Below are 25097 nucleotides of genomic sequence, written 5' to 3'. Positions count from 1 at the left end.
GCTAAGTAAATAATGATGGGTAAACAAAGAAAAGGGTACGCAAGTAAATGCCTAAAAAATCAGAAGTAGACAGCTTGCTTCAACAGCATAGGCAACTCACGCATTCAGAAAACATGAAGGTGCAATCGCATGTGCAACGCGAAGAAGATGACTGGATAGTCCATACCATTATGCTTCAAGATATTGATGTGCCTTTTATTTTTAAGCGTAAAAAACGCTACAAGAGTCTAGTGGGCAACCGCGTCAATCTTACTTATTATCCTGATAACAAAATAGTCGCAGGGATGACCTTTGAAACCATGAAAGTGGTTCGGATTAAAGCCAGTTGAGCGTTAACAGACAGTCGTTGAATGGATTTGTGATTCATCGTCGAGCATATCGAGAGACAAGTATGCTCGTTGACTTTTTCTGTAAAGAGCAAGGAAAAGTTTCGGCGGTTGCAAAAGGCGTGAGAAATGCAAAGTCTGATAAGCGAAGTTTATTACAACCACTGCAGTTTTTGAGTTTTGAGGTATCGGGCAGAAGCTCCTTAAGGACGCTTGGTAGCATAGAAGCCAATGAAAAAAGTATCGCTTTATCCGGCAATATGCTGTATTGCGCCTTTTACATTAATGAATTACTCAGTCGCACCCTACCCGAAGCTGAGCCTTTTGCCGCTTTATTTGAGTCGTATCAAATCAATTTAGCTAAATTGTTTGCGATTCAAAATGCAGGATTAGAAGACGTTGAAGCGCTCTTAAAAGTGCAACCAATGCTACGTCAATTCGAATTTAGTTTGTTGGAAATGTTGGGATATCTACCTGATCTTTCATTAGATGTAAGTGCTGATAAGCCACTCTTAGATGAGCACCATTATCAATTTGACTCCTCGCAAGGCTTGCTTGCTTCAAAAATAGTAGGTCAGGGAATGCGGGGTTTACACATCAAGCAAATGCTTGCTCAAGAGTGGAATGAACATTCACTTCAAGTAGCAAAGCGCATTGTGCGTTTAGCATTAAGTCCACTTTTAGGTGATAAACCTCTGAAAAGTCGTGAACTATTTAGCTATAATTCAACTAAGAAAGGCTAAGTTTCTCTAGCGAAATCAGTCAAAATTAGTGGCTACGTCTTATTACATACAGGATTACTATGAATCAAATATTATTAGGTGTGAATATCGATCATATCGCGACACTTCGAAATGCCAGAGGTACGCAATATCCCAATCCTGTTCATGCTGCCGATGTAGCAGAGCGAGCTGGTGCAGACGGCATTACTATTCATCTTCGCGAAGATCGCCGTCATATTAAAGATCATGATGTGTATTTACTCAAACAAACGCTGAACACGCGCATGAATTTAGAAATGGCTGTGACCGATGAAATGTTAGCGATTGCTGCCAAAGTGACTCCTGAGTTCTGTTGCTTAGTGCCAGAAAAGCGCGAAGAGCTGACTACCGAAGGCGGGTTGGATGTGGCGGGTAATCTCGCTAAGATAAAAGATGCATGCACATCACTTGCTGCTCATAACACGCTTACTTCATTGTTTATTGACGCCGATGAGTCTCAAATCGAAGCGGCTGTTGAAGCGGGCGCACCTTATATTGAAATCCATACTGGGCAATATGCTGAGGCAAAAAATGAAGCTGAAGCTCACCATGAGCTTGAAAAGTTAATAACAGGCATCGAGTACGCTGATCGCTTGGGACTGAAAGTCAATGCTGGGCATGGTCTGCATTATCACAACGTGAAGCCGATTGCAGCTATCCCCCAACTGATTGAGTTAAACATCGGTCATAGTATTATTGCTCGTGCAGCCTTTGATGGCCTTGATAAAGCGGTGAGAGATATGCGCTTGTTAATGCAAGAAGCGCGTTCTGATATAGGCAAAATCTAGCTTAGTTAGCAAAAAGCACTAAAGATAACGGAAAACATTATGGCAATTGTAGGAATTGGCACAGATATCGTTGAGATAGTGCGTTTGGAAAGCAGTTTAGAAAAATCAGATTCGTTGGCAAAAAGAGTGTTGAATGAAACTGAGTTTCGTGACTTTATGCAGTTATCTAAACTCAGTGGTGTGTTGACACGCGATAATCAAGTTAATACCAGCGTTGCTAAGCAATGCCGATTTTTAGCAAAGCGTTTTGCGGCCAAAGAGGCGGCCGTTAAAGCAATTGGCAATGGGATAGGTAACGGCGTGAGTTGGCATCAAATAGAAGTCGCCCACTATGAAACGGGGCAACCCTTCTTAAAAGTCACAGGTAGACTTAAAGAACTCTTTGAAGAAAAAGGCGTCACGGGCGCGCATCTCTCTATATCTGATGAGCAGAACTATGCTGTTGCGACTGTTATCTTGGAAGCGGGTTAGACAATAGACATGGCTCAGTTTTTCAAGGCGCAGAAACGAAATAACAAAACGACTAGATTGCCTGTTTTAGATATTGCTGTAGATACCGTTGACCATCACGGAAAAGGCATCTGTCTGACTCACAAGCCTATTATCGTCGTCGCAAATGCGGTTCCTGGTGAGCTGTACAAAATACAGATAACCGAACAAAAGCAACGTGTTTGGTTTGCTAAAATAGTCAAGGTACTCAAAGCCAATGAGCATCGTAGTGCACCTTTTTGTCAGCACTACAATGAGTGTGGCGGTTGTTCTCAGCAAGACTTTTCGGCAAGTTATCAATACCAAGTCAAACAAGATGCGCTAGAGGTGTTTCTTCGCAAAAACCTTGATGACTCGGTTTTTCCCCCGTCGGTATCATTCAACGATGTTTTACCATACGATGATACGGTAAGAACATCGATAGCCACAGATCCTAAGGCCTCTAAAACCCCTGCGATAGCTTATCGTCGTAAAGCCAGATTAAGCATCGATTCAAGGCAAGCCAGCAAAGTGAAAATTGGTTATCGTGCCAAACAATCGAATAAGATAATCGATATCAATGTCTGTCCTATTTTAGACACACCGATTCAAGAACCTTTGTTCGCATTAACTCAGGTTTTAAAAACGTTACCCATTGTAAAAATGCTAGGTCATATGACCGTATTAAGCGACAAACAGAGGCAACAGGTCTGTTTGCACCTTACCAAGGCTCCTGATTATTCGGCCCTAACTCAACTTAAAGAAGCCACGCGCGAGATTGATTTAGAACTCACCTTAGAATTGCCTGAATCTTATGAAAAGTCATCACCTAAGTCACTAGTGAGCTTATCGAACTTGGTCGATGCCAAAGCGAACTTAGCTAAGTGCCAGAAATTAAATGCCAGTTTTAGTATTTGTGATGATGGTGAAACTAACATTATGCTTTCGCCAAATCACTTTATTCAAGTGAATGCCAAGGTCAATATTGACATGCTCAAAACGGCGAAACAGTGGTTGTCGTTGACAAAAAACGATACCTTAGTTGACTTGTTCGCAGGCTTGGGGAATTTTTCTTTGCACTTTGCAAATGATGTCAAACAATGCATCGCTGCAGAGGGCGTGGCTGAAATGGTCGAACTAGGCAAGCAAAATGCAGCGCTAAACGGCTTAATTAATGTGTTGTTTAAGCATGTCGATCTCAGTGATGTAGATGCCTTCAAGGAATTAAATATACCAGAAAACAGCACCTTTATTATTGACCCAGCAAGACAAGGCGCACTGGAATTAATGCAGGTTTTCAGTAAACTTAAACCCAAGCGTATTTTATATGTCAGTTGCAACCCTATTAGTTTTGCCAGAGACATAAATTGTCTCGACGAAAAGTACCAAATCAAGCAAATTAAAGCCCTCGATATGTTCCCTTTTACGGAGCATATAGAAATGATGGCACTGCTAGAGCGAGTGTGAAGAGCTAGAGCGGGTGTAAAGAACTAGAGCAACGCATATTGATCACGGGTATGCATGCGTACGCTGACGCAAAGCTAGATCAAAAACCGAAGCAATTTAAGTATTTCAATATCGCAGAACCACATTAAGGATTAACAATGGTTTCTATCCGGAGCGTACATCAAGAGCAACGACCAGAGTTTAGCGAGTGGCTTGCAAATTTGGACGTTAACGAAAAAACCAGAGCTAAAATCAGGGATATTTCGGACACGCCGGAAATATTGTTGATCGGCCAAGAAATGGTTGAAATTCTAAATGCACTCCATATGGATGATGAAACGCTTCAAGCTGCACTGGTTTATCCCTATTGCCAAATACATGAATACTCTGAAGAGCAGATAAGCGAAGCCTTTGGAGCGAAAATATGCGCGCTAATTATGGGTGTAAGGCGCATGGATGCAATAAAAACCCTGCAAGCCAGACATCAACAAAATGAACAGCATATAGATGGCTTGCGCCGCATGTTACTCTCAATGGTTGAGGATGTGCGTGCCGTAGTAATTAAGATGGCTGAACGTATATGCACTTTACACCGAGTCAAAAAAGAAGACGAAGAAACCAGAGTCTTGGTTGCAAAGGAGTGCGCAACTATTTATGCACCGCTTGCCAATAGGTTGGGTATTGGTCAGTTAAAGTGGGAGCTAGAAGACTTATCGTTTCGCTATTTGCATCCAAATACATATAAAAAAATTGCATCGATGCTAGATGAAAAGCGCATTACCCGTGAACAGTACATAGAAGATATCGTTGAGCAGTTACAAGCACTCTTAGACTCCGAAAACATCAACGCACAAGTCATCGGGCGCCCCAAACACATTTATAGTATTTATAAAAAGATGCAAAAAAAGCAGCTTGGCTTTGATGAGCTTTTTGATATTAGAGCATTGCGCATAGTCGCCGATCGTCTTCAGGATTGTTATGCGGCCCTCGGCACGGTGCATGCTAAGTGGAAGCATTTACCCAAAGAGTTTGATGATTATATCGCGACGCCAAAGCAAAACGGTTATCAGAGTATTCATACGGTTATCATAGGGCCTAAAGGCAAGTCTGTAGAAATTCAAATTCGCACTCAACAAATGCACCAAGATGCTGAACTCGGCGTAGCGGCGCATTGGAAGTATAAAGAGGGCAGTGCAGGCAAAAGCGCGGGCTCAGAAGAACGTTTGAATTGGCTGCGCAAAATACTTCAGTGGCAAGACGAAATGGCAGAATCGGGTAACTTAGTTGAAGAACTCAGAAGCCAAGTGTTTGATGATCGTGTGTACGTCTTTACCCCGAAAGGTGACGTAATTGACTTGCCACTAGGGTCGACCCCGCTGGATTTTGCATATTATATCCATAGTAATGTGGGTCATCGCTGCAATGGTGCTAAAGTCAATAAACGCATTGTGCCCTTTACTTATAAGTTGCAAAGTGGCGATCAAGTAGAAGTGCTCACCAGCAAACATCCTGCGCCTAAACGCGATTGGATGCATCCTGGTTTGGGCTTTGTGCATTCTGCGAGGGCGCGAGCGACCATTCATTCATTCTTCAAAAAAGAAGATAAAAGTAAAAACGCGGAAGCTGGTAAAGAGCTGCTTGAGCGCGAACTGATTAAAGCTGAAATCAATCCTAAAAAAGCGGTTGATGCATGTGAAAAGTTTAATTTAAAAACGCTTGATGACCTCTATGCTGCTGTAGGTGCCGGCGATCTTCGGGTGATGTCTGTGGTGCATTATCTTGAGCCAAAACCCAAGATTGAGCCCGAGCAAGATACGCTAGTTGATATCCCGCTTAAACCGAAAAAAGTGCGTAAAGCTAAACATGATCAACCGATTATTGCTGAAGGAGTCGGCAATCTATTAAGTCAAATTGCAAAGTGTTGTCAGCCCGTCGCAGGTGAGCCGATACTTGGTTATATAACCCAAGGAAAGGGAGTAAGTGTTCACAAACAGGATTGTAATCAGTTGCAGCATTTATTAAATCAACACCCTGAAAGGGAAATAGACGTAAGTTGGGCAGATGAACAACAAAGAAGTTTCCAAACTGAGTTGAATGTATTTTGTGCAGATAGAAGTGGAGTGCTGCGCGACATCACCACTGTCCTGTCAAACCAAAAAGTAGGCTTACTCGGCGTCAATAGTTTGAGTAATAAAGCGCAAAACACTGCCCATATTAAACTGACGATCGAAGTGAGTGATGCAGAGTCACTTTCTAAAACCATTGATAAATTAAGACAAATCAGTAGTATTAATGAAGTTACACGGGTTTAAATTTAAAAAAGTTACAATTAATTAAGAGCTTAGTTATAAAATTCGGCAGTTGAGTATGTCTATTTATACCTACTTGTAGGTTACTTAATCGATTAGCTATCTGTATACTTTATTTATAGACTAAAGTGTAAAGGCTTTTCAATAGAGTGTTAGCAGAGTTTGCTACAACACTTTGGCAGCATGACTTTCTCAGGAAGGCACCACAAAGTGTGGCTGCTGAAGACCAAACAGATTACTTCACCATATTATGGGTGGCGATCATTGCCTTGCCCATTCACCTCGCTTTCTCTTTACTTTTTTGGCTGACTGGCCTTAACTCTCTTGCAATATACAATTTGGCCAGTTTAGTGATTTGGCTGTCGGTCATCAAACTTGCTCGGCGCGCTCGTTATTCCGAGGCAATCATGCTTGGTGGTGCTGAGGTGATTATTCACGCGTCGCTTGCAACCGTGTTTTTGGGTACTGAGTTTGGTTTTCAATTATATTTGTGGCCAACCGCCTGTATTATCGCCATCCATACGCAAACAAAAATATTGGGTGCTATATTATTTGCCCTCACCACATTTGTCATTTTCATCTTGCTTGAATTGAATTTTTCACAAGGCCGTGTTGATACTGTTTTTATGGGATATGAATTATATTTCTATAGTTTTTGTCTCATAAGTGGCGGGATTCCCTTTATAATCGGTATGATGCGCATGAAATCAGTGTACATGCGTCAGCGCCAACGTGTCGAGCAATTTGCCAATATTGACCAGTTAACGGGGCTTTTCAGTCGCCGTTATTTTTACAATTTTCTTCACTTTCAAAAATTCCAAAGCAAAAAAGAAAACAAACACTTTGCGATTGCAATCGGTGACATTGACCACTTTAAGAAATTGAATGATGAGCGAGGCCATGAAGCAGGTGACCAAGTATTAAAAGAGGTTTCAACGATCATTAAAGAAACGATTGGAAATACGCATAAGGCATGTCGTTGGGGCGGTGAAGAGTTTCTTATATTTTTTGATGACCTTGAGCTTAAAGACTGCGAAGAACTGCTTAATTCACTTAAAGACAAAATTAAGGCTCAGGTCATGATTGAAAATAATGGAACTGTGACTATCAGTTTTGGTGTGGTCACTACCCACAAAGAATTCGCACTTGACCAATTAGTCTTTCAAGCTGACGCGCTTTTGTATGAAGCAAAAGCTGCAGGGCGCAATAGAGTGCATGTTGCTCAATATTCGGGTAATAAAACACAATGAAGCAGTTGTTTAGGGTGCCTGAACTTATCTCTTTGCATCAAGTGCCAGAATATCGAGCTATGTATTTGGCGTCATTGATTGGGCTTTTGTTCAATGCTGTCATGGCGCCCATTATGTTTATGCTCGAGTTGTACCTTTTGGGTGTTTGGGGCATCGTCGGTGTGTTGCTGTGGGGGATGGCGTTCATTGCAAACCAAAAGGGCAAACTGCGATGGTCAGTTTGTATAGGCAGCTTTGAGATATTTACGCACGCCAATGCAGGTGTTGTATTGCTCGGAACCGCCTATGGCTTTCAATATTTCTTACTTGCATGTATTTGTATCGTTGCTGCTTTCCCGAGTTTTAACCGAATTCGGACATTTCTTTGGTGTTTACTTACATTGATTAGTTTTCTCGCCTTGCATATCTTTGTGCCGGAATACACCAACAATGAATTTCTAAAAGCATATGCGAGTACAACCTTTACAGTAGTCGTTTTGTCGGTTGCCATACCTTGCCTCGCAGCGCTGATGTCGATGAAAAGTATATTGATTAAGCACAAGGATACCCTTTCATTTTACTCTTACCACGATGGATTAAGTAAGTTAAAAAATCGACGCTATTTTTATCAATGGATCAAGCAACAAATTGTTTCTGCTGAGCTAAAAAAAGAAACCTTTTCATTTATACTCGTCGACCTAGATAATTTTAAACAAATAAACGATACATATGGGCATCACGTTGGCGACGAGGTGATCATTGAGTTTGCCGAGTTTATAAAGTCACGCCTACGTGAAATTGACCTCGCAGTGAGGTGGGGAGGCGAAGAGTTTCTGATCGTACTGAACAATTGCAGTGGTGCAAAAGCCGAAATTGTCATGTATACGCTGATTGAACAATTTGCTGAGCAACCTTTGACCAAACACAAACTGAGCCTAAGTTTTAGTTACGGCATTTCACAATACAGTCCGAACGAATGCATCGAGTCTTTGATTTCCGTGGCTGATAAACGTATGTATCGCAATAAACAAGAGAAAAAACACTTCGCTTTTGCTGCAAAATCTGTATAATTCGCGACCTGCCCAACCTAGACCACCTATGGGCCCACCTGTGGGAAGGTGGAGAATCGCTGAGCTCGAAGGGGCTAAATGGCTGATTTTTAGCACATTTTGAAAGGGTCGTATTAGACGCGCAAAATGAATTTAACTGAATATTTCGGGTGACGAATAATGAAAACTTTTGTTGCAAAGCCAGAAAGCGTAGAACGCGACTGGTATGTGGTTGACGCCGCAGACAAAACTTTAGGCCGTTTGGCCACAGAAATCGCGTTAAGACTGCGCGGTAAGCATAAGCCAGAGTACACTCCACACGTAGATACTGGTGACTACATTGTTGTTGTAAACGCAGAAAAAATTACAGTAACAGGTAACAAAGCGAAAAATAAAATCTATTACGCACACTCTGGTTATCCAGGTGGCTTGAAAGAAGCATCGTTCGAGAAGCTAATCGAGAAAAAACCTGAAATGGTTATCGAGAAAGCAGTTAAAGGTATGCTTCCAAAAGGCCCTCTAGGCCGTGCAATGTTCCGCAAAATGAAAGTATTTGCAGGACCAGAGCACACACATCAAGCACAACAGCCACAAACTTTGGACTTATAAGGAGCGAGTAACATGGCAGATACTCAATATTACGGCACTGGCCGTCGCAAAAGCTCTACCGCTCGCGTATTCATTCGTCCGGGTTCAGGTAGTATTACAGTTAACAAACGTCCATTAGACGTGTTCTTTGGTCGCGAGACAGCGCGTATGATCGTCAAGCAACCTCTCGAACTAGTTGAAATGACTGAAAAGTTTGATTTATACATCACTGTTTCTGGTGGTGGTATTTCAGGTCAGGCAGGTGCAATTCGTCATGGAATTACCCGTGCTCTAATGGAATTCGACGAGTCACTTCGCCCAGCATTACGCAAAGCTGGTTTCGTAACGCGTGACGCTCGTAAAGTTGAACGTAAGAAAGTGGGTCTTCACAAAGCGCGTAAGCGTCCACAATTTTCAAAACGTTAATTCGACGTATATATTTATTAAAAACCCAGCTAAGTGCTGGGTTTTTTGTTTTTGGCCATTTAAAACTCTCGGTGTATTGATGAGACTACCATGGTCGAATAGCGATTATTTCGTCGCTGTGCACAATACTTGACTTAAAACAACGTTAAGGTCGTTTTTTTCTAAGTAAATCCTTGTGTTTGTTAAGGGTTTTCTTTTAACATACTCGGCTAGGATAATTCATGTATCTGGTGTGTAAGCCGACAACAAGATACATGAAAACACACGCAATGCCTTTCGAAACTCTGGAGATCAGTTGATGAGTGAAGTATCTATTGATGCTAAAAACGCTGAAGGGACCGAACAACCTAATAGTAGTAACCGTCGCAAGTTCTTGACTGTTGCGACTTCTGTAGTAGGTGGATTAGGTTTCGCAGCAGCTACCGTGCCTTTTATTGGCTCATGGCAACCAAGCGCAAAAGCTAAAGCAGCGGGCGCAGACGTTGAAGTTGATATAAGTGGTGTACAGCCTGGTCAGCTTATTCGAGTAATGTGGCGAAGTAAGCCCGTTTGGGTGGTGAGAAGAACGCCCGAGCTTTTAGCTTCATTGGGTGCTCACGAAGACCAACTGAAAGATCCAAATTCAGAGGCAGAGCAACAGCCCGCATTTGCACAAAATCAATACCGTTCATTAAAAGATGAATACCTAGTATTGGTTGGTATTTGCACACACTTGGGTTGTTCACCTCAACATTTAACTGAAGGCGCTTTTTCCGAGTATGCTGAAGGCGTTGCTGAAGGCTTTTTCTGTCCTTGTCACGGTTCTAAGTTCGATATGGCTGGTCGCGTATTCCAGAACGTACCTGCTGGGTTAAACTTAGTGGTGCCGCCTTACCAATATGTCGATGATACAACTATTATCATCGGTTCAGAAGCGGAGGCATAACTATGAACGCTTTTTTAGGTTGGATTGAACAAAGAATTCCGATGATGCGTGTTGCAAACATGCACGCACTTCAATACCCAGCACCCAAGAATATGAATTTTTGGTATGTATTTGGTTTCTTGGCAACAATAGTCTTAGTTAACCAAATTGTTACTGGTATTTGGCTAACCATGAATTTTGAACCCTCCGCAGAACGTGCCTTCGCATCCGTTGAGTACATCATGCGTGAGGTTCCTTATGGAGATGTTATTCGTTATATGCATAGTACAGGAGCTTCTGCATTCTTTATCGTTGTATATATGCATATGTTCAGAGGTATGATTTATGGCTCTTACCAAAAACCACGTGAACTACTGTGGGTATTCGGTATGCTTATTTACCTCGCTCTAATGGCTGAAGCTTTCATGGGCTATGTACTTCCATGGGGACAGATGTCCTATTGGGGAGCTCAAGTTATTGTATCGCTGTTTAGTGCTATTCCTGTTATTGGTCCAGACCTTGTTGTATGGATTCAAGGTGATTATGTTATATCTGGAGCAACCCTTAACCGGTTCTTTGCGTTACATGTTATTGCGCTACCTTTGGTTATTGTCATCTTAGTCTTCTTGCATATCATCGCGCTTCACGAAGTGGGCTCAAATAACCCTGATGGCGTTGCGATTAAACATAAGAAGGGTTCTTTACCAGAGAGCGAGAAAACCCAATACAAAATTCACGAGTATTACACTGATAAGTACGATATAGCGGATGATGTAGTGCCTTTCTTCCCACACATAGTGTTGAAGGATTTGGTCGCTTTCTCAATATTCTTATTTGGCTTTATTTATGTGATGTTCTTCGCTCCAGAAATGGGGGGTAAATTCCTTGAACATCCAAACTTTGAGATAGCTAACCCGCTAAAAACGCCCGAGCATATATTCCCTGTTTGGTACTTCACACCGTTTTATGCGGTATTGAAAGCTGTTCCAGATAAGTTGTTGGGTGTATTAACGATGTTTGGTGCGATAGCAGCACTATTCATATTGCCTTGGTTAGATCGCTGTAAAGTGCGCTCATGGCGTTACAGAAGTGGTTTGCATAAAGCTAATCTTATTGTTTTTGCAATTGTTTTTGTATTCTTGGGATATCTTGGCGGTACGCCACAGGAAAACTGGAAAATTATCGCGTCTCAAGTAGCGACTATTATGTATTTCGGTTTCTTCGTTTTACTTTTCTTATACTCTAAGAATGAAGCAACCAAGCCTGTACCTGCGAGGATTCCAAAATGAAGAAGTGCTTAGCCCTTTTACTATTAGTTCCTAGCCTAGTATTTGCAGCGGGCTCTAGTGTCCCTTTAGATAAGGCAAACTTTGATTTAACCGATAAAGCCTCACTACAGAATGGTGCGAGAATCTTCATGAACTATTGCCTAGGTTGCCACCAAATGCAGTATCAACGTTATCAGCGTACTTTTACAGACTTAGGTATTCCTGACGAATTAGGTCAGGAGTACTTGCAGTTTACTGGAGAAAAAGTGAGCGACTATATAACGTCGGCCATGCCGGCAGAAGCCGCTGCAACTTGGTTTGGTGCTCCACCACCAGATTTGACCTTGGTAGCTCGCGTGCGAGGTGCTGACTGGCTTTATACTTATTTACGTACTTTTTATGTGGATGAAACTAAAACGTTTGGCGTTAACAATAAAGTTTTCCCAAATGTGGGTATGCCCCATGTTCTTCAAGGCTTACAAGGTACTCCGCGCGAAACTTATGAAGAAAAAATGGTAGATGGAGAGTTGACGCCTGTTTACGTCGGCATCAAAACTGATGGAGACGGTCAATTAAATGCAGAAGAGTATGACCAAGCGATACTAGATCTGGTAAACTTCCTAGAGTATTCAGGTGAACCAGGCCGTTTGAAGTTAGAGAGCATAGGCAAATATGCACTTATCTTCGTTTGCATCTTCTTCGTGTTCGCTTACCTGTTGAAGAAAGATTACTGGAGAGACGTTAAAAAATAACGTTCCTTGAGTGACGTACAGTAACAAAAGGGGCTACGTTTTAACGTTGCCCCTTTTAGTGTTTTAATAAAGATTATATTTATTGTAATTCAGCCCGAGAGGGCGAGTTCGGAGGTTTTAATGGCATTAGCCGCAAACAAGCGCTCTATCATGACGCTTTTTTCTGACAAAATTGATATCTACAGCCATCAAGTACGCATAGTCCTAGCTGAAAAAGGCGTTGGCGTTGAAATAAGCTATTTAGAGCCTGCACAGCTTAGCGAAGACTTACTAGAGCTAAACCCATATGGAACAGTGCCAACACTGGTTGATCGCGAATTAGTGCTCTACAACAGCCATATCATCATGGAATATCTTGATGAGCGATTCCCACACCCGCCATTAATGCCCGTATATCCGGTTTCTCGTGGTAGCAGTCGTTTGATGATGCATAGAATCGAGCAAGACTGGTATGCACTTGCCAAGAAAATTTTTAATAACGAAGATGGTGCAGAACAAGCACGTAATGATCTACGTGAAGCTATTTTGTCACTAGCGCCAGTATTTGCTGAAACGCCATATTTTATGAGCGAAGAGTTCAGTTTAGTAGATTGCTACTTAGCACCACTCTTGTGGCGTCTTCCAGCATTAGGTATTTCACTTTCAGGACCTGGCAGCAGAGATATTGTGACTTATATGAATCGTATCTTTGAACGTGGTTCGTTTATCGCGTCTTTGACCGACCAAGAACGTGAAATTCACAATCCTCTGTAAGCGATTCGTCGAAGCATAGAAAGGAATTGAGTAAAGCATGCAAACTATGAAGAGCAATCAACCTTATTTGCTGAGGGCATTTTTTGATTGGATTCTAGATAACGGACTCACTCCCTATATTGTGGTAAATGCTACATTACCGGGAGTAGAAGTACCTACTCAATTTGTTAAGGATGGTCAAATCGTCCTTAACATTAGTCCAAGCGCATGCGTTAACTTTCAAATGGATTTAGAACAAATTTCATTCCAAGCCCGATTTTCGGGCCAGCCAATGTTAGTTTGGTTACCTTGTGCGGCTGTTGGAGCTATTTACGCTAAAGAGAACGGTGCTGGTACTGTCTTTGCGGACGCTGAAGAGTTACAACAGGCTTACGCCGAGTCAGCAAGTGACGAGGGTAATAAGCCTGTTTCAAAAAGTGCTTCAGACAGCAAGAAATCACTTTCAACTGTTGATAGTAACAGTGAAAAGGTGACTAAATTAGGTGATAAAAAATCGTCAACAAAACCAACACTTAAAGTGATTAAATAAGACAAGTTTATTGACGTGTGCAAGCCGGCTTCTAAATTACCTGAGCATTGGAGAAGCAGTAAGAACTTACATTAAAAGTGCTTGTAAATCAGTTTGCTAACTCCATCACTCTAATGACTTTTGTAACACCTTTAACATTGCGAGCGACCTCAACGGCGGCGGTTGCTTCTTCTTTGGTTAGTAAGCCCATAATAAACACCTCACTATCTTCGACAGTAAGATCCAACTTGAGCATCGGTACTCTGTCGCTGGCTAACATTTGAGTTTTCAATTTAGAAGCAAGCCATACATCGTTCATGGTAGAGGTTGCAGGTATCGGTGTGCCTAGGCGAATCTGATTATGAACCTTTATTACATTTTCAACTGATTGCGCCGCGGCTTGTGCCTTAGATATCATTTCTTGAGTCGGTGCTTGCCCGGTGAGTAATACCTGACCATTGTACACATCCACACTGATAGCGGCTTCTTCTTTAATCTCGATATGAGCGTTGATAGCACTTCTAACGCGAGACTGAGTTGTCTTGTCATCTATTTGTGTACCCACGGTACGTCTATCGTTTGCAGAAACTGCGGCCGCTGTGCCAGCGGCGCCCACCGCAACGACGGCACATCCAGTTTGCACTACCAGTGACAAGGTAATAATCGAAGCAAGGCAAATCTTTTTAATCATTAGTGTATTAGTCTCCGCTTGGCATCGGGAAAAGAGTGTTATCAATGCATTCACACAAATTGTGAATGACCAATAAATGCACCTCTTGAATCCGCGCAGTTCTCGTTGAAGGCACTCTTACTTCAACATCATTTTCACTTAAGAAACCGGCCATTTCTCCGCCGTCTTTGCCCGTTAGAGCAACAATTGTCATGTCGCGGCTTAAGGCTGCTTCCATCGCATTGATTACGTTGCGAGAATTACCACTTGTCGATATCGCTAAGAGAATGTCACCTGCTTGCCCTAACGCTTTTACTTGTTTAGAAAACACTTCATCATAACTGTAATCATTCGCTATTGAGGTAATGGTGGAACTATCAGTTGTGAGGGCCATTGCGGGTAATGAAGGACGATCACGCTCGTATCTGTTTAACAGTTCAGAGGAAAAGTGTTGAGCATCTCCCGCTGAACCGCCATTCCCACAACTCAATATCTTATTTCCTCTTATTAATGCTTGAACCATCATATTGGCTGCTTTTTCTATTGAGCTTGGAAGCTCTTCTGCTGCAGCAATCTTGGTTTGAATACTTTCAGTAAAATTCTTCTTGATGAGTTCTATCATTAAACTTCTCTTTTATATTTTTATATCGCTAAATCTGATTTGTACAATATTAATTACTTCAAATTAAATGAGTATTATACATTTTTAATCCAGTTGAGTTGAGCGCCATCCAAAGCAATCAAATCAATGCGCATTGCAGTTTCTTCTGGATTAAGCTGATGCTCTTTTAAAAACCACATAATAGCTCGAATTAGCTTTCTGCGCTTGCTGCTCGTAAAATATTCGGCGGCATGGCCATAATCATCTGATTGACGGTATTTTACTTCTACAAACACCCAAGTTTCGTCTGAAGTTTGCATAATAAGGTCAATCTCTCCGACTTTGACCCTATAATTTTCTTCTACAAATTGAAGACCCTGTTGTTTGAGGTACTCTTTGGCTTTTTGTTCCGCTTGATGGCCAATTAAACTGGCGAAATATTGCTTCGATGGCAAAATTTAACTACTTTGTGAGTTCAATCGCGTCTTGACCGACACTGGCAACGGGCAATTCGCGAACGACTTGTTTATTATTGTTTACTTGCAATGTTCCACTTAAACCTTCTAGACGATTTTGTTTGAAAAATGATAATTGACCAAACCGTTCAGCAAATTGAAAACTATCAAAGCCAAACGCAAATAAGCGCAAATAACTACTAGATGGTTTGTTCCAAATAATATCGACTTCCTTCGCAAATTCACTGTTTCGTTGATTTGGCATTAACCAAGGCATATCTACAAATGATAAATTTCTAAGGTCGCGAATACTATTTTTATTGAGTTGATGTTGGTAACTATAAGAAGAAGCGAAGACTGGTAAAGCAGTATCTGAAAATAAACTGATGCTTGCTTCTATGATCGGATTTATCAATTCGACTTGGTCTGGTATCGCAAAAACAACAAATGCATCTATATCTCGTCTGTTGCGTGTGACACTGTGCACGACTTCTGAGCTAAGGTTCTCCATTTGCGAAATACGTCTTTGGCTTTGTAAAACATCTAGCGCTGACGTTATCCCAATCCGCATACTTTTATTATCAGTGAATGAAATCACTGGCAACAAAGCGCTATCCGCAGTTGGAATACCTTGCAAGGCGCCATAGCGCTCCCAAGTACTCAAAAACGCATCTTGCATCCTTGAAGCCAATATGCTGCCATTATTGATGACGACTGGTGTTGTAATGCCTTGGTCGATCATCAACCTTGCGATTTGGCTAGCCTCATCTTCGGGGGATAGTGAAAAATATAAAGCATTGAGCGGCTGACGTGAACCTTCATCTATACGGTTTAAATAAATTGCAGGTATATTTTCAATATTATATCGAGAAACCTCGGCTATATGCTCTTTTAATAGGGGGCCGATGATAAGGTTAGATTCTTGGTAGATAGTCGGATCTTGAGCGCTTGCGCTAAGTGTCTGAGTATCAGAACCTGTATCGACAAAGTTGAGCTTTGGCAGCAAAGTAGCCGGGTTATTTTGCTTGATATCCTCTAGTGTTTTCAGGTAAGCACTGATAATACCTTGCTTTATTGCGTCTCCCTGTGCTGCCAACCTCCCTGATAGAGGAAGCATAATGGTGACCTTGTCGATACTCACTAGAGCTTGTTGAGTGAATGCGTCAATAGACTCAGGAAAGTCTTTGTTTAATGGATGATTAGCGTGTGTGTTTCGCCAAAAAAGAATAGCTTGTTGACGTCCTAAATCGGTCAACTCAGTGTTTTCAGTCAAGCTAGCGAGTGCTTGATACGGAACTAAGACAGGATATTCATTAACGAGCTTATCGCGTTGCAATTGGCTCAACTCAGAAAACCATTGCCAAAGTTGTTTGGAAGGTTGAATGTTTAAAATACTGGCTTGTTCGAGGTTTACAACTAGCTTTCTAATCGCTGCCTCAAAGTTGTCACTTAGGGCGTCTAGTTTAGCTTGTGCGATTTGCTTTCTGTGATGAAATTCGGATGAACTAAGGCTGTCCAGCCAACTTTGAATAAGCTCTAGCGAAATTGTTTCTTCTTGTATGTTAAAGATGGCGCACTCAGCTTTGATAAGTTGCGCGTTTTCATGATGTTTATTTTTATTTATGCTGTGCCAAATGTGGCTGAGTATCACGTTAGCGCTTTTGCATTCAAATTGCTTTGAAAATTTTTCAGCGGCTTTTATCAAAAGTTCGTTTCGGACATTGATATTTGCATCTATTTGCCAAGCTTTTTCAGCCAACGCTAGGTAGTCATCATCGGCGATTTGAACAGGCTTTACTTCAGCTATTTTGGGCGCTTCAGGCACAACGACCGTTTCGGGGGTTTTTGATGCACAGCCCCCCAAACTTAGGCCAGTTAAAACAATCAAAAGCAGTCGTATTCTAAAAAATCTAAGCAAGATAGATGTCCTTTTTATTATTCTCGACTAGTTTAATGGATAGCGGTTAAAATGTCATAATACTCTGACATAAACTATGCCAATGGGCATCAAGTCACTGCAAAGGAAATGGCTTTTAATGCTCGAACCTAACACCTTATATATCGTTCCTACGCCTATCGGTAACCTATCTGATATTAGTCAGCGCGCTTTAGACACCCTTCAAAACGCTGACCTTATTGCCTGCGAGGATACTCGTCACACTGCGCGTTTACTTAATCATTACGACATCAACGCTAAAACAACATCCTTGCACGATCACAATGAAACTCAGCGTACACAGTGGTTACTTGAAAAATTAAGTCAAGGCCAGTCTATTGCACTGGTTTCAGATGCGGGTACGCCATTGATCAGTGATCCGGGTTATGTACTAGTGAAAACATGTCGACAAGCCGGTATCAACGTGATTGCACTACCAGGACCTTGTGCGTTGACGACTGCCTTGAGCGCTAGTGGATTGCCCACCGATAGTTTTAGCTTTTTCGGCTTCTTGCCCGTTAAACAACAAGCGAAAGCTGAAATGCTTCAACGCTCGGTTCGAAAGGGGCACACCAGTGTATTTTACGAAGCACCCAGACGTATCAAAGATACCTTGAGTGTATGTGTGTCATGTTTTGATTTTGAACATGAAGTCGTGTTAGCGAAAGAACTATCAAAAACATTTGAAACCTATGTAAGCGGAACGGCTCAGGACGTCCTCGATTGGCTCGAAGCAGATAGCGTACATGAAAAAGGTGAGTTTGTACTCATGATTTACGCGCTTCCGGCCAACAGTGAAGAGGCTTTCAGCGAAGAAGTCATTAGTTTACTGGCTAATTTAAAATCTGAGCTACCTTTGAAAAAAGCGGCTGCGATTGTGGCGCAGCACTACAGTGTCAAGAAAAACGCTTTGTATAAGTACGGGTTAGCGCATTTCGATTAGCTTGTTTACTTTCTAAACCAATGTCTGGTGCGATTGGCAAACCACACCAACGAGAGCATGACAGGAACCTCTACTAAAACACCAACTACTGTTGCCAGCGCAGCCCCCGAATGAAGTCCAAACAGCGATATCGCAACCGCTACTGCCAACTCAAAGAAATTAGAAGTGCCAATCATGCAAGCTGGTGCGGCTACGTTGTGAGGCAGTTTCATCTGCTTTGCAGCATAGTAGGCAATCGCAAAAATACCATAGGTTTGAATAAGCAAAGGAATAGCGATTAAGATGATGGCTTCAGGTTTTGATAAAATAGTGTCAGCCTGAAAGCCAAACAGTAACAAGACTGTCGAAATCAAACCTACAATTGACCACGGTTTCATTTTGGCGAGAAAGGTATTGAGTTTAGCGTGATCAGAGTCCCTGTCGAGTGCTTTTCGGGTAAGTGCGCCAGCTATTAGTGGCACCAGAACATATAGTAAGACTGATAGCAATAAAGTGTCCCATGGCACCGTGATATCAGTGACCCCAAGCAGCAATGCAGCAATCGGTGCAAAAGCAAAAATCATAATGATGTCATTGATCGATACTTGAACTAAAGTGTAGTTTGCATCCCCTTTAGTCATTTGACTCCATACAAACACCATTGCCGTGCACGGCGCAACACCCAACAAAATCATACCCGCGATATACTCATTTGCAGTTTGTGGATCCACCCATTCGACAAACAGAATTTTGAAAAAGAGCCAGCCCAAAAAGGCCATTGTGAATGGCTTTACCAGCCAATTTATCACAAGCGTTAAGGCCAAACCTTTTGGTTTGTTTCCAACATCTTTAAGTGAGGAGAAATCAATTTGAACCATCATTGGATAAATCATTAACCAAATGAGTACTGCGATCACTAAATTTACATGCGCATATTCAAATTGTGCAATGGTACTAAATACAGCTGGGAACAATGTGCCAGCTATCACGCCTGCGGCGATTGCAAGTGCCACCCAAATTGACAGGTAACGTTCGAATAACCCCATAACAATTCCTTATTTTGAAGGTCTATTACTTGGCGCCAAGCTCAGCTAAAGCTGATTTAAGAGCATCTTGGTTTAAGTTTTGACTAGCGATTGATTTTAGGTGTTGAACTCTTTGAGTGATCTCATCGATACACGATAAAAATGCTTGTTCTATTTGAGCGCTATCGCCTTCAATTTTAGATGGGTCATGCAAACCCCAATGGACTTTTAAGCTATTGCCAAAATAGATAGGACAGATTTCGCCTGCTGCAGAGTCACAAACGGTGACCACTATATCAGGGCTAAAGTGTTCAAAGTCATCCCATGATTGGCTTTGTAAATTGTCAACAGGATACCCTGATTGAGCAAGGTATTTGAGCGATAAAGGGTGAACCGCACCTGCAGGTTGGCTACCTGCGCTTTTAGCCTCAATCACATCGCCTGCTACTTTGTTAGTGATGGCTTCGGATAAGATACTTCGACATCGGTTATGTGTACAAATATATAAGATTTTCATGAAAATTGACCAAAATTAACAACAGTTGAGAGAAGTGGCTTTGGATGAAACAAGTCGTGAAAGTGCTTCATCAAAGTAAGTTAAGTTATGTGTTTTAGTATTATTGATGACTTCATTGGCCCATGCTGGTAGAGAGGGATGCAATTTATAGAAGACCCATTTCCCCCTTCTTTCATCTAACAGAATGCCGCATTTTCTTAACTGCGCTAAATGACGAGATATCTTTGGTTGATCAAGTTGCAGCGCTACCATCAAGTCACAGACACAAGCTTCGCCAGTTTTTGCGATTAATAGTAATGACTTAAGGCGAGTATCGTCGGCTAAGCATTTAAAGAAATGACAAGGATCCATAAAGTATATATGTGTAAAAATACATATGTGAAATTTCGCATATGTAAAATTGAAAGTCAACCGTCTCTTCGACATTGGGGAAAAAAGCTAGGGAGTTTTGAGATGTTTTAAGGAGTTAAATGACGATTAAACACTCTCAAACAAGTCTTCAACACGCTGTCGTAAGTCTTCAATCTCGGTAATATCAGCAGGTGCAATAAATATCGTATCGTCACCTGCAATTGTGCCGAGTACACCATCTGCTTGACTCAGTGAATCTAATAGTCGAGCAATCAGTTGGGCCGCGCCGGGGCTGGTGCGAATAATCACCATTACATTGTTGTGGACAATATCTAGCACAAGTTGCTTAAGTGGGCTTTTGGCGGTAGGCATGCCTAACTCAGGTGGCAAGCAATAAACCATGTCTCCACGTGCGTTGCGCGTTCTGACTGCACCAAACTTGCTGAGCATTCTAGAGACTTTAGATTGACTGATATTGTCAAAGCCTTGGTCTTTAAGTGCATTGACAATTTCGCCTTGTGAGCCAAAGCTTTCTGTTTTTAGTATCTCTTTAAACGCCTTTATCAGTGCGTCTTGTTTAGCAGAACTCATAATTATTCTTAATTTTCTTATTTTTATGTGAACCTTATGCATAAAAGTATGACTGATACCGGCGCTTTTAGCAATTGAACATTAGCATTAGAACAAACAACGATTATTTGCCATAGCCAATGTAAAATCTTGGCTTTAAGACCATTGATTGATTGAGATTTGTCGTCACTTCGATTATTGTACCGCGCGAATAAAAAGCTTAATTAACAGGAGATGAATATGAAAGTTGCTGTACTAGGCGCCGCTGGCGGAATTGGCCAAGCATTATCCTTACTACTTAAAACTCAGTTACCTGCGGGTTCTGACCTTGCACTTTATGATGTTGCGCCAGTTGTACCGGGCGTTGCTGTTGACTTAAGCCACATTCCTACCGATGTTACTGTAGCGGGTTTCGGTGCAGATAACTTAGCGGAAGCACTGACTGGTGCTGATATTGTGTTAATCCCTGCTGGCGTTCCAAGAAAGCCGGGCATGGACCGTTCTGACCTTTTCAACATAAACGCTGGGATCGTAAAGAATCTTATCGAAGCGTGTGCAGACAACTGCCCAACGGCGTGTATTGGTATTATTACTAACCCAGTTAATACGACCGTTGCTATCGCTGCAGAAACGCTAAAAGCAAAAGGCGTTTATGACAAAAACAAATTGTTTGGTGTGACCACACTTGACGTTATCCGTTCTGAAACGTTTATCGCTGAGCTTAAAGGTAAATCAACCTCTGAAATTCACGTTCCAGTTATAGGCGGTCACTCTGGCACCACGATTCTTCCACTTCTTTCACAAGTTGAAGGCGTAAGCTTTACAGATGAAGAAGTAGCTGCACTTACTCCACGTATCCAAAATGCAGGTACTGAAGTTGTTGAAGCAAAAGCAGGTGGCGGATCAGCAACACTTTCTATGGGGCAAGCGGCTGCGCGTTTCTGCTTATCTCTAGTAGATGCGATGCAAGGAAAAGACGTTGTTGAATATACTTATGTGCAAGTAGACGGTTCTGAAGATGCTGCATTCTTTGCTCACCCTGTTCGCTTGGGTAAAAACGGTGTAGAAGAAATTCTACCTTACGGCGAGTTAAGTGCGTTTGAGAAAAAAGCAAAAGAAGATATGTTAGAAGGCCTGCGCGGCGACATCCAGTTGGGTGTTGATTTCGTTAAAGGTTAATTGATTGCGATAAGCAATGGCATGCCTTTGGTTTGCTAAAGTATGTATGAAAGGCTGATGCAATGCATCAGCCTTTTTTATGCGAAAGATACTTAGTGGTCTAACAACACATTTTATCTGATTTGGTTGAAACGCGAATTGCTGACTTCTTAAAAACTAAACTTTAATACCGTCGATGTTTATTTGTAAATACTCTATTGTCATCATCAATAAACGTTCAAATTAAAAAGCTAAAATAATCACTTTTATATGCGCATTGTTATGCGTATATTTGGTGCTGGTTAAATGGGAGCTTTTATATGAACGATTTATACGACACTATGGCACCAAAAAAAGCGACAAATTTGAGCCTCAATAGTGATTTATTGAAAAAAGCAAGAAGGCTTAATATGAATTTATCATCGACTCTTGAAACTGCATTGATTGAAAAACTCAAGTCTTTAGAGGCTGAAAAATGGCAAAGCGAACACATAAATGCCATTGAGGAATACAATGAATTTGTTGCTGAAAACGGATGTTTTGGTGACGAATATCGAGATGAATAATGCACCAGTTTGATGTTTATAAGAATCCAAGTACTAAAACTTCTGAGAAATATCCCTATATAGTTGACGTGCAAAATAACGTGCTTCAACATTTAGCGACTCGATTAGTTGTTCCTTTAACTTCAAGCACAGCAAGACCTAACATGCTATTTAGGAAGCTGACTCCTATCATTGAGTTTAGAGAACAATCATATTTATTTGTAACACAGCAATTGACTGCCGTTCCGATTGATTCGTTACACTCGCCAATTGGTTCATTGATTAGTTGTCGAGCTCGGCTTGTGGATGCAATAGATTTTGCAATAACGGGCGTATAGTTAATATGAGTAAGCAAAACGTTATCCAGCATACTCCAGCTTCAATGCAACAAGCTACCCAAACACTTCAACAAGTATTTGGTTATCCTTCGTTTAGATCTCAGCAAGCACTCATTATCCAAAGTGTATTGGATAAACAAAATACACTCGCCATTATGCCTACAGGTGCGGGTAAGTCTTTATGTTATCAGATCCCTGCCTTGTTATTTGATGGGCTGACAGTGGTTATTTCACCACTGATTTCACTTATGGAAGATCAAGTCAGGCAACTACGAGCGCTAGATATCGAAGCGGCTTTGCTAAACAGTACTTTATCTTCAAGTGAATATGCTGAAACCTGTAGAAACATCGAAAACCAAACGACTAAGTTACTATTTTTAGCACCTGAAACAGCTTTGCAAAGTGGTAGTTTGGACTTGTTGTCGCGCACTAAAGTAGCTTGCCTAGCGATAGACGAAGCACATTGTATTTCTGAATGGGGACATGAATTTAGGCCCGAATACCGACAGTTGGGTCAATTGATTGATGTGCTCAATACTCAAATTCAATCTGCCGAAAGCAAAGACTCAGTTGCTTTGGTGGCACTGACGGCCACCGCAACACCGCGGGTGAGACAGGACATTAAACGTCAATTAGGCATCAGTGATGAGCATGAGTTTTTGTCGAGTTTTGACCGCCCTAACTTGTTTTTAAACGTAGTGGAAAAGTCGACACCTTACGCCCAGTGCAAACAAATCATAGAACAGCATAGCGGCCAAGCCGGCATCATTTACTGTCAAGCAAAGAAGACCGTTAATGAAGTGGCTCAGCGGCTGCAAGATGAGGGTATTAACGCCTTGCCATATCATGCGGGGCTCACGAGTCAAAAGCGCAGCGCTAATCAAGATAAGTTTATAAAAGACGATGTTCAAATCATTGTGGCGACCATTGCATTTGGTATGGGCATTAACAAACCCGATGTTCGCTATGTTATTCACTACGATTTACCTAAAAATATCGAAAGTTATTATCAACAAATAGGCCGCGCAGGCCGAGATGGTTTGGACGCGCACTGTACGCTTTTGTTTGGTTACGGTGATACCAGTAAAGTGCGTTATTTTATTGATCAAATGATCAACGAAGATGAAAAGCGCCTTGCTAATTTACATTTAAATCAAATGCTTGCCTTTGCAGAGGCCGAAGATTGTCGGCGTGTGCCATTGCTCAATTATTTCGGCGAACAAACTGAAACGGGGCAATGCGAGCAATGTGATAATTGCTTAAACCCAGATAAACAAAAAGACGATCTAACGGTTGTGTCGCAAAAGTTTTTATCATGCGTTTTGCGCACAGGCCAGCGCTTTGGTGCAAATCACGTGATTGATGTATTGCGCGGTTCAAATGCTGAAAAAATTCTGCAAAATCAGCATAACTTACTTAGTACTTATAATATCGGCGGGGAATTCACCAAAAAGCAATGGGCATCGTTGTCACGCAGGCTTTTACAAAAAGGGTATTTGCGTCAAGAAGAGCAATTTGGAGGGTTAAAACTCACTCAGTTGGGTGTTGATCTGTTAAAAGGCAAAGTTGAATTTTGGGGCACAATACAAGCCGACAATAGTACCGCTTCAGTATCTAATCAGAAATCGTCAAAAGGTGGCAGTAATGCTGGGCTTAATCTTGAGCCAGATGAGCAATTGCTCAAAGCCCTAAAAACACTGAGAAAAACCTTGTCTGACGAGGCTAACTTGCCGCCATATGCAGTGTTCTCCGATCGCTCCTTAATCGAAATGGCGCACTTCTTACCCCATTCACAAGCCAGCTTCTTGCAAATTCATGGCGTGGGTCAAGCCAAGCTAGAGAAATATGCTGACGCTTTTTTAGATGTCATTCAAGTGCATTGTCATGAGCACAACCTTAGCGAAGTACAAAATGAGGCTGTTGTTAGCGTCGCCAAAAAGCCATCTACAAATAGTTCAGCGTTAAGCAGTAAAACTAAAGATATTGTGAAAAGGTTTAATCAAGGGGAATCGATTAAGCAATTGGCAAACAGCAATAAGGTCAAACCTCAAACCATCCTTACCCATTTAGAAAAGTTTATCAAAGCAAACAATCAAATCGAAAACCCTGAACGGTTTTTGAGCACACTTAATATTTCTAAAAGTCTACTTGATACAGTTGTGAGAAGTTTTAAAGTCAATGGAACAGAGCGATTGAAACCTACGTTTGATGAGTTAGACGGTAAAATAGACTATCTAGGCTTAACTTTTATCCGACTTTATTATATGTGCAATGTTTCTTTTTTATCCAAAGATACAGTCAAGTGATAGGCATATCTCTCGCTGCTACCTGGTTGTTTACTAATGTTCTTTTGACTATTAATCGGATAATCCTTTTGTCATTAAATGTTAGCTACTCAATTTAAGATTACTTGGTATTTTTATTGAGGCTCATT

At 41.5% G+C, this 25097-nt stretch carries 28 protein-coding genes; 20 read left to right on the top strand and 8 right to left on the bottom strand.

Features of this window, described 5'->3' with window-relative positions:
- The first annotated feature begins 47 nt into the window (after positions 1-47).
- From KUL10_RS17090 to KUL10_RS17020, 15 genes are all read left to right on the top strand, one after another.
- Positions 48-329, top strand: coding sequence for a hypothetical protein (locus KUL10_RS17090; RefSeq protein WP_110430173.1), 282 nt, complete (start codon positions 48-50; stop codon positions 327-329).
- Complete coding sequence (gene recO, locus KUL10_RS17085; RefSeq protein WP_146216803.1) at positions 326-1069, top strand: DNA repair protein RecO; 744 nt, start codon at positions 326-328, stop codon at positions 1067-1069. The genes KUL10_RS17090 and recO overlap by 4 nt, the downstream gene beginning before the upstream one ends.
- Positions 1070-1128: 59 nt before the next feature.
- Positions 1129-1875, top strand: coding sequence for a pyridoxine 5'-phosphate synthase (gene pdxJ / locus KUL10_RS17080; protein ID WP_110430171.1), 747 nt, complete (start codon positions 1129-1131; stop codon positions 1873-1875).
- A 39-nt stretch (positions 1876-1914) separates the two neighbouring features.
- Entirely contained in the window at positions 1915-2346 is a 432-nt protein-coding gene (acpS, locus tag KUL10_RS17075; protein WP_110430170.1) for a holo-ACP synthase, read from the top strand.
- A gap of 9 nt (positions 2347-2355) precedes the next feature.
- The gene (gene rlmD, locus KUL10_RS17070; protein WP_110430169.1) at positions 2356-3810 is read left to right on the top strand and encodes a 23S rRNA (uracil(1939)-C(5))-methyltransferase RlmD; all 1455 of its coding nucleotides are present in this window, start codon (positions 2356-2358) and stop codon (positions 3808-3810) included.
- Positions 3811-3947: 137 nt separating this feature from the next.
- Entirely contained in the window at positions 3948-6101 is a 2154-nt protein-coding gene (relA, locus tag KUL10_RS17065; protein WP_110430168.1) for a GTP diphosphokinase, read from the top strand.
- A gap of 146 nt (positions 6102-6247) precedes the next feature.
- Positions 6248-7348, top strand: coding sequence for a GGDEF domain-containing protein (locus KUL10_RS17060; protein WP_110430167.1), 1101 nt, complete (start codon positions 6248-6250; stop codon positions 7346-7348).
- Positions 7345-8397, top strand: a complete 1053-nt coding sequence (locus tag KUL10_RS17055; RefSeq protein WP_110430166.1) for a GGDEF domain-containing protein — start codon at positions 7345-7347, stop codon at positions 8395-8397. The genes KUL10_RS17060 and KUL10_RS17055 overlap by 4 nt, the downstream gene beginning before the upstream one ends.
- A gap of 159 nt (positions 8398-8556) precedes the next feature.
- Complete coding sequence (gene rplM, locus KUL10_RS17050) at positions 8557-8985, top strand: 50S ribosomal protein L13 (RefSeq protein ID WP_110430165.1); 429 nt, start codon at positions 8557-8559, stop codon at positions 8983-8985.
- A 12-nt stretch (positions 8986-8997) separates the two neighbouring features.
- Positions 8998-9390, top strand: a complete 393-nt coding sequence (rpsI, locus tag KUL10_RS17045; protein WP_110430164.1) for a 30S ribosomal protein S9 — start codon at positions 8998-9000, stop codon at positions 9388-9390.
- A gap of 298 nt (positions 9391-9688) precedes the next feature.
- Positions 9689-10315, top strand: coding sequence for a ubiquinol-cytochrome c reductase iron-sulfur subunit (gene petA / locus KUL10_RS17040; protein WP_110430163.1), 627 nt, complete (start codon positions 9689-9691; stop codon positions 10313-10315).
- 2 nt (positions 10316-10317) lie between these two features.
- Positions 10318-11583: a cytochrome b N-terminal domain-containing protein gene (locus tag KUL10_RS17035; protein WP_110430162.1), complete on the top strand. Its 1266-nt coding sequence runs from the start codon at positions 10318-10320 to the stop codon at positions 11581-11583.
- A complete protein-coding gene (locus KUL10_RS17030) occupies positions 11580-12314 on the top strand; it encodes a cytochrome c1 (RefSeq protein ID WP_110430161.1) in 735 nt (244 codons plus the stop codon). The genes KUL10_RS17035 and KUL10_RS17030 overlap by 4 nt, the downstream gene beginning before the upstream one ends.
- Positions 12315-12434: 120 nt before the next feature.
- Positions 12435-13067 carry a stringent starvation protein SspA gene (gene sspA / locus KUL10_RS17025; protein WP_110430160.1) on the top strand — a complete coding sequence of 211 codons (633 nt, stop codon included), beginning with the start codon at positions 12435-12437 and terminating at the stop codon, positions 13065-13067.
- Between the two features lie 37 nt (positions 13068-13104).
- On the top strand, positions 13105-13596 hold the full coding sequence (locus KUL10_RS17020; RefSeq protein WP_110430159.1) for a ClpXP protease specificity-enhancing factor: 492 nt from the start codon (positions 13105-13107) through the stop codon (positions 13594-13596).
- Positions 13597-13684: 88 nt separating this feature from the next.
- Here the strand turns inward: KUL10_RS17020 and KUL10_RS17015 are convergent, their stop codons facing one another.
- The 4 genes from KUL10_RS17015 to KUL10_RS17000 form a co-directional block, all read right to left on the bottom strand.
- Positions 13685-14266 (bottom strand): BON domain-containing protein, encoded by a 582-nt coding sequence (locus KUL10_RS17015; RefSeq protein ID WP_110430158.1) that lies wholly within the window; start codon positions 14264-14266, stop codon positions 13685-13687.
- A 7-nt stretch (positions 14267-14273) separates the two neighbouring features.
- Complete coding sequence (locus tag KUL10_RS17010; protein WP_110430157.1) at positions 14274-14867, bottom strand: phosphoheptose isomerase; 594 nt, start codon at positions 14865-14867, stop codon at positions 14274-14276.
- A 74-nt stretch (positions 14868-14941) separates the two neighbouring features.
- On the bottom strand, positions 14942-15301 hold the full coding sequence (locus KUL10_RS17005; protein WP_110430156.1) for a YraN family protein: 360 nt from the start codon (positions 15299-15301) through the stop codon (positions 14942-14944).
- Positions 15302-15308: 7 nt separating this feature from the next.
- Positions 15309-17219 (bottom strand): penicillin-binding protein activator, encoded by a 1911-nt coding sequence (locus tag KUL10_RS17000; protein ID WP_158525417.1) that lies wholly within the window; start codon positions 17217-17219, stop codon positions 15309-15311.
- A gap of 118 nt (positions 17220-17337) precedes the next feature.
- Between KUL10_RS17000 and rsmI the strand changes: the two genes are divergently transcribed.
- Positions 17338-18180, top strand: a complete 843-nt coding sequence (gene rsmI, locus KUL10_RS16995) for a 16S rRNA (cytidine(1402)-2'-O)-methyltransferase (RefSeq protein ID WP_110430154.1) — start codon at positions 17338-17340, stop codon at positions 18178-18180.
- Between the two features lie 5 nt (positions 18181-18185).
- Here rsmI and arsB read toward each other — a convergent pair whose 3' ends face one another.
- The 4 genes from arsB to argR form a co-directional block, all read right to left on the bottom strand.
- On the bottom strand, positions 18186-19205 hold the full coding sequence (gene arsB, locus KUL10_RS16990; protein ID WP_110430153.1) for an ACR3 family arsenite efflux transporter: 1020 nt from the start codon (positions 19203-19205) through the stop codon (positions 18186-18188).
- 25 nt (positions 19206-19230) lie between these two features.
- Positions 19231-19701 carry an arsenate reductase ArsC gene (locus KUL10_RS16985; protein WP_110430152.1) on the bottom strand — a complete coding sequence of 157 codons (471 nt, stop codon included), beginning with the start codon at positions 19699-19701 and terminating at the stop codon, positions 19231-19233.
- A gap of 15 nt (positions 19702-19716) precedes the next feature.
- On the bottom strand, positions 19717-20052 hold the full coding sequence (locus KUL10_RS16980; protein WP_110430151.1) for a metalloregulator ArsR/SmtB family transcription factor: 336 nt from the start codon (positions 20050-20052) through the stop codon (positions 19717-19719).
- A gap of 126 nt (positions 20053-20178) precedes the next feature.
- On the bottom strand, positions 20179-20643 hold the full coding sequence (argR, locus tag KUL10_RS16975; RefSeq protein WP_110430150.1) for a transcriptional regulator ArgR: 465 nt from the start codon (positions 20641-20643) through the stop codon (positions 20179-20181).
- Positions 20644-20862: 219 nt separating this feature from the next.
- On the opposite strand from argR, the gene mdh reads away from it, so the two are divergent.
- The 4 genes from mdh (at position 20863) to recQ (ending at position 24969) form a co-directional block, all read left to right on the top strand.
- Entirely contained in the window at positions 20863-21801 is a 939-nt protein-coding gene (gene mdh, locus KUL10_RS16970) for a malate dehydrogenase (protein WP_110430149.1), read from the top strand.
- A 299-nt stretch (positions 21802-22100) separates the two neighbouring features.
- Positions 22101-22346, top strand: coding sequence for a type II toxin-antitoxin system CcdA family antitoxin (locus tag KUL10_RS16965; protein WP_110430148.1), 246 nt, complete (start codon positions 22101-22103; stop codon positions 22344-22346).
- Positions 22346-22663 carry a CcdB family protein gene (locus KUL10_RS16960; protein WP_110430147.1) on the top strand — a complete coding sequence of 106 codons (318 nt, stop codon included), beginning with the start codon at positions 22346-22348 and terminating at the stop codon, positions 22661-22663. The genes KUL10_RS16965 and KUL10_RS16960 overlap by 1 nt, the downstream gene beginning before the upstream one ends.
- Before the next feature lie 5 nt (positions 22664-22668).
- A complete protein-coding gene (recQ, locus tag KUL10_RS16955; protein ID WP_233499873.1) occupies positions 22669-24969 on the top strand; it encodes a DNA helicase RecQ in 2301 nt (766 codons plus the stop codon).
- Positions 24970-25097: the final 128 nt, after the last annotated feature.

Origin of the sequence: Glaciecola sp. KUL10, from assembly GCF_003203515.1 — a bacterium.
In the GTDB taxonomy this organism is placed as follows: domain Bacteria; phylum Pseudomonadota; class Gammaproteobacteria; order Enterobacterales; family Alteromonadaceae; genus Glaciecola.
Note: the sequence above shows the minus strand (reverse complement) of the source record. Positions and strands in the feature narration are given on the sequence as shown.

What these genes read in the sequence shown, in the direction of transcription:
- relA (WP_110430168.1), top strand. Translation starts at nt 3,948, where the DNA reads ATGGTTTCTATCCGGAGCGTACATCAAGAGCAACGACCAGAGTTTAGC.
- rplM (WP_110430165.1), top strand. Translation starts at nt 8,557, where the DNA reads ATGAAAACTTTTGTTGCAAAGCCAGAAAGCGTAGAACGCGACTGGTAT.
- KUL10_RS17020 (WP_110430159.1), top strand. Translation starts at nt 13,105, where the DNA reads ATGCAAACTATGAAGAGCAATCAACCTTATTTGCTGAGGGCATTTTTT.
- KUL10_RS17055 (WP_110430166.1), top strand. Translation starts at nt 7,345, where the DNA reads ATGAAGCAGTTGTTTAGGGTGCCTGAACTTATCTCTTTGCATCAAGTG.
- KUL10_RS17035 (WP_110430162.1), top strand. Translation starts at nt 10,318, where the DNA reads ATGAACGCTTTTTTAGGTTGGATTGAACAAAGAATTCCGATGATGCGT.
- petA (WP_110430163.1), top strand. Translation starts at nt 9,689, where the DNA reads ATGAGTGAAGTATCTATTGATGCTAAAAACGCTGAAGGGACCGAACAA.
- arsB (WP_110430153.1), bottom strand. Translation starts at nt 19,205, where the DNA reads ATGGGGTTATTCGAACGTTACCTGTCAATTTGGGTGGCACTTGCAATC.
- rsmI (WP_110430154.1), top strand. Translation starts at nt 17,338, where the DNA reads ATGCTCGAACCTAACACCTTATATATCGTTCCTACGCCTATCGGTAAC.
- KUL10_RS16965 (WP_110430148.1), top strand. Translation starts at nt 22,101, where the DNA reads ATGAACGATTTATACGACACTATGGCACCAAAAAAAGCGACAAATTTG.
- recQ (WP_233499873.1), top strand. Translation starts at nt 22,669, where the DNA reads ATGAGTAAGCAAAACGTTATCCAGCATACTCCAGCTTCAATGCAACAA.
- KUL10_RS17090 (WP_110430173.1), top strand. Translation starts at nt 48, where the DNA reads ATGCCTAAAAAATCAGAAGTAGACAGCTTGCTTCAACAGCATAGGCAA.
- argR (WP_110430150.1), bottom strand. Translation starts at nt 20,643, where the DNA reads ATGAGTTCTGCTAAACAAGACGCACTGATAAAGGCGTTTAAAGAGATA.
- KUL10_RS17030 (WP_110430161.1), top strand. Translation starts at nt 11,580, where the DNA reads ATGAAGAAGTGCTTAGCCCTTTTACTATTAGTTCCTAGCCTAGTATTT.
- KUL10_RS16985 (WP_110430152.1), bottom strand. Translation starts at nt 19,701, where the DNA reads ATGAAAATCTTATATATTTGTACACATAACCGATGTCGAAGTATCTTA.
- mdh (WP_110430149.1), top strand. Translation starts at nt 20,863, where the DNA reads ATGAAAGTTGCTGTACTAGGCGCCGCTGGCGGAATTGGCCAAGCATTA.
- sspA (WP_110430160.1), top strand. Translation starts at nt 12,435, where the DNA reads ATGGCATTAGCCGCAAACAAGCGCTCTATCATGACGCTTTTTTCTGAC.
- acpS (WP_110430170.1), top strand. Translation starts at nt 1,915, where the DNA reads ATGGCAATTGTAGGAATTGGCACAGATATCGTTGAGATAGTGCGTTTG.
- KUL10_RS16960 (WP_110430147.1), top strand. Translation starts at nt 22,346, where the DNA reads ATGCACCAGTTTGATGTTTATAAGAATCCAAGTACTAAAACTTCTGAG.
- KUL10_RS16980 (WP_110430151.1), bottom strand. Translation starts at nt 20,052, where the DNA reads ATGGATCCTTGTCATTTCTTTAAATGCTTAGCCGACGATACTCGCCTT.
- KUL10_RS17015 (WP_110430158.1), bottom strand. Translation starts at nt 14,266, where the DNA reads ATGATTAAAAAGATTTGCCTTGCTTCGATTATTACCTTGTCACTGGTA.
- pdxJ (WP_110430171.1), top strand. Translation starts at nt 1,129, where the DNA reads ATGAATCAAATATTATTAGGTGTGAATATCGATCATATCGCGACACTT.
- KUL10_RS17010 (WP_110430157.1), bottom strand. Translation starts at nt 14,867, where the DNA reads ATGATAGAACTCATCAAGAAGAATTTTACTGAAAGTATTCAAACCAAG.
- rlmD (WP_110430169.1), top strand. Translation starts at nt 2,356, where the DNA reads ATGGCTCAGTTTTTCAAGGCGCAGAAACGAAATAACAAAACGACTAGA.
- rpsI (WP_110430164.1), top strand. Translation starts at nt 8,998, where the DNA reads ATGGCAGATACTCAATATTACGGCACTGGCCGTCGCAAAAGCTCTACC.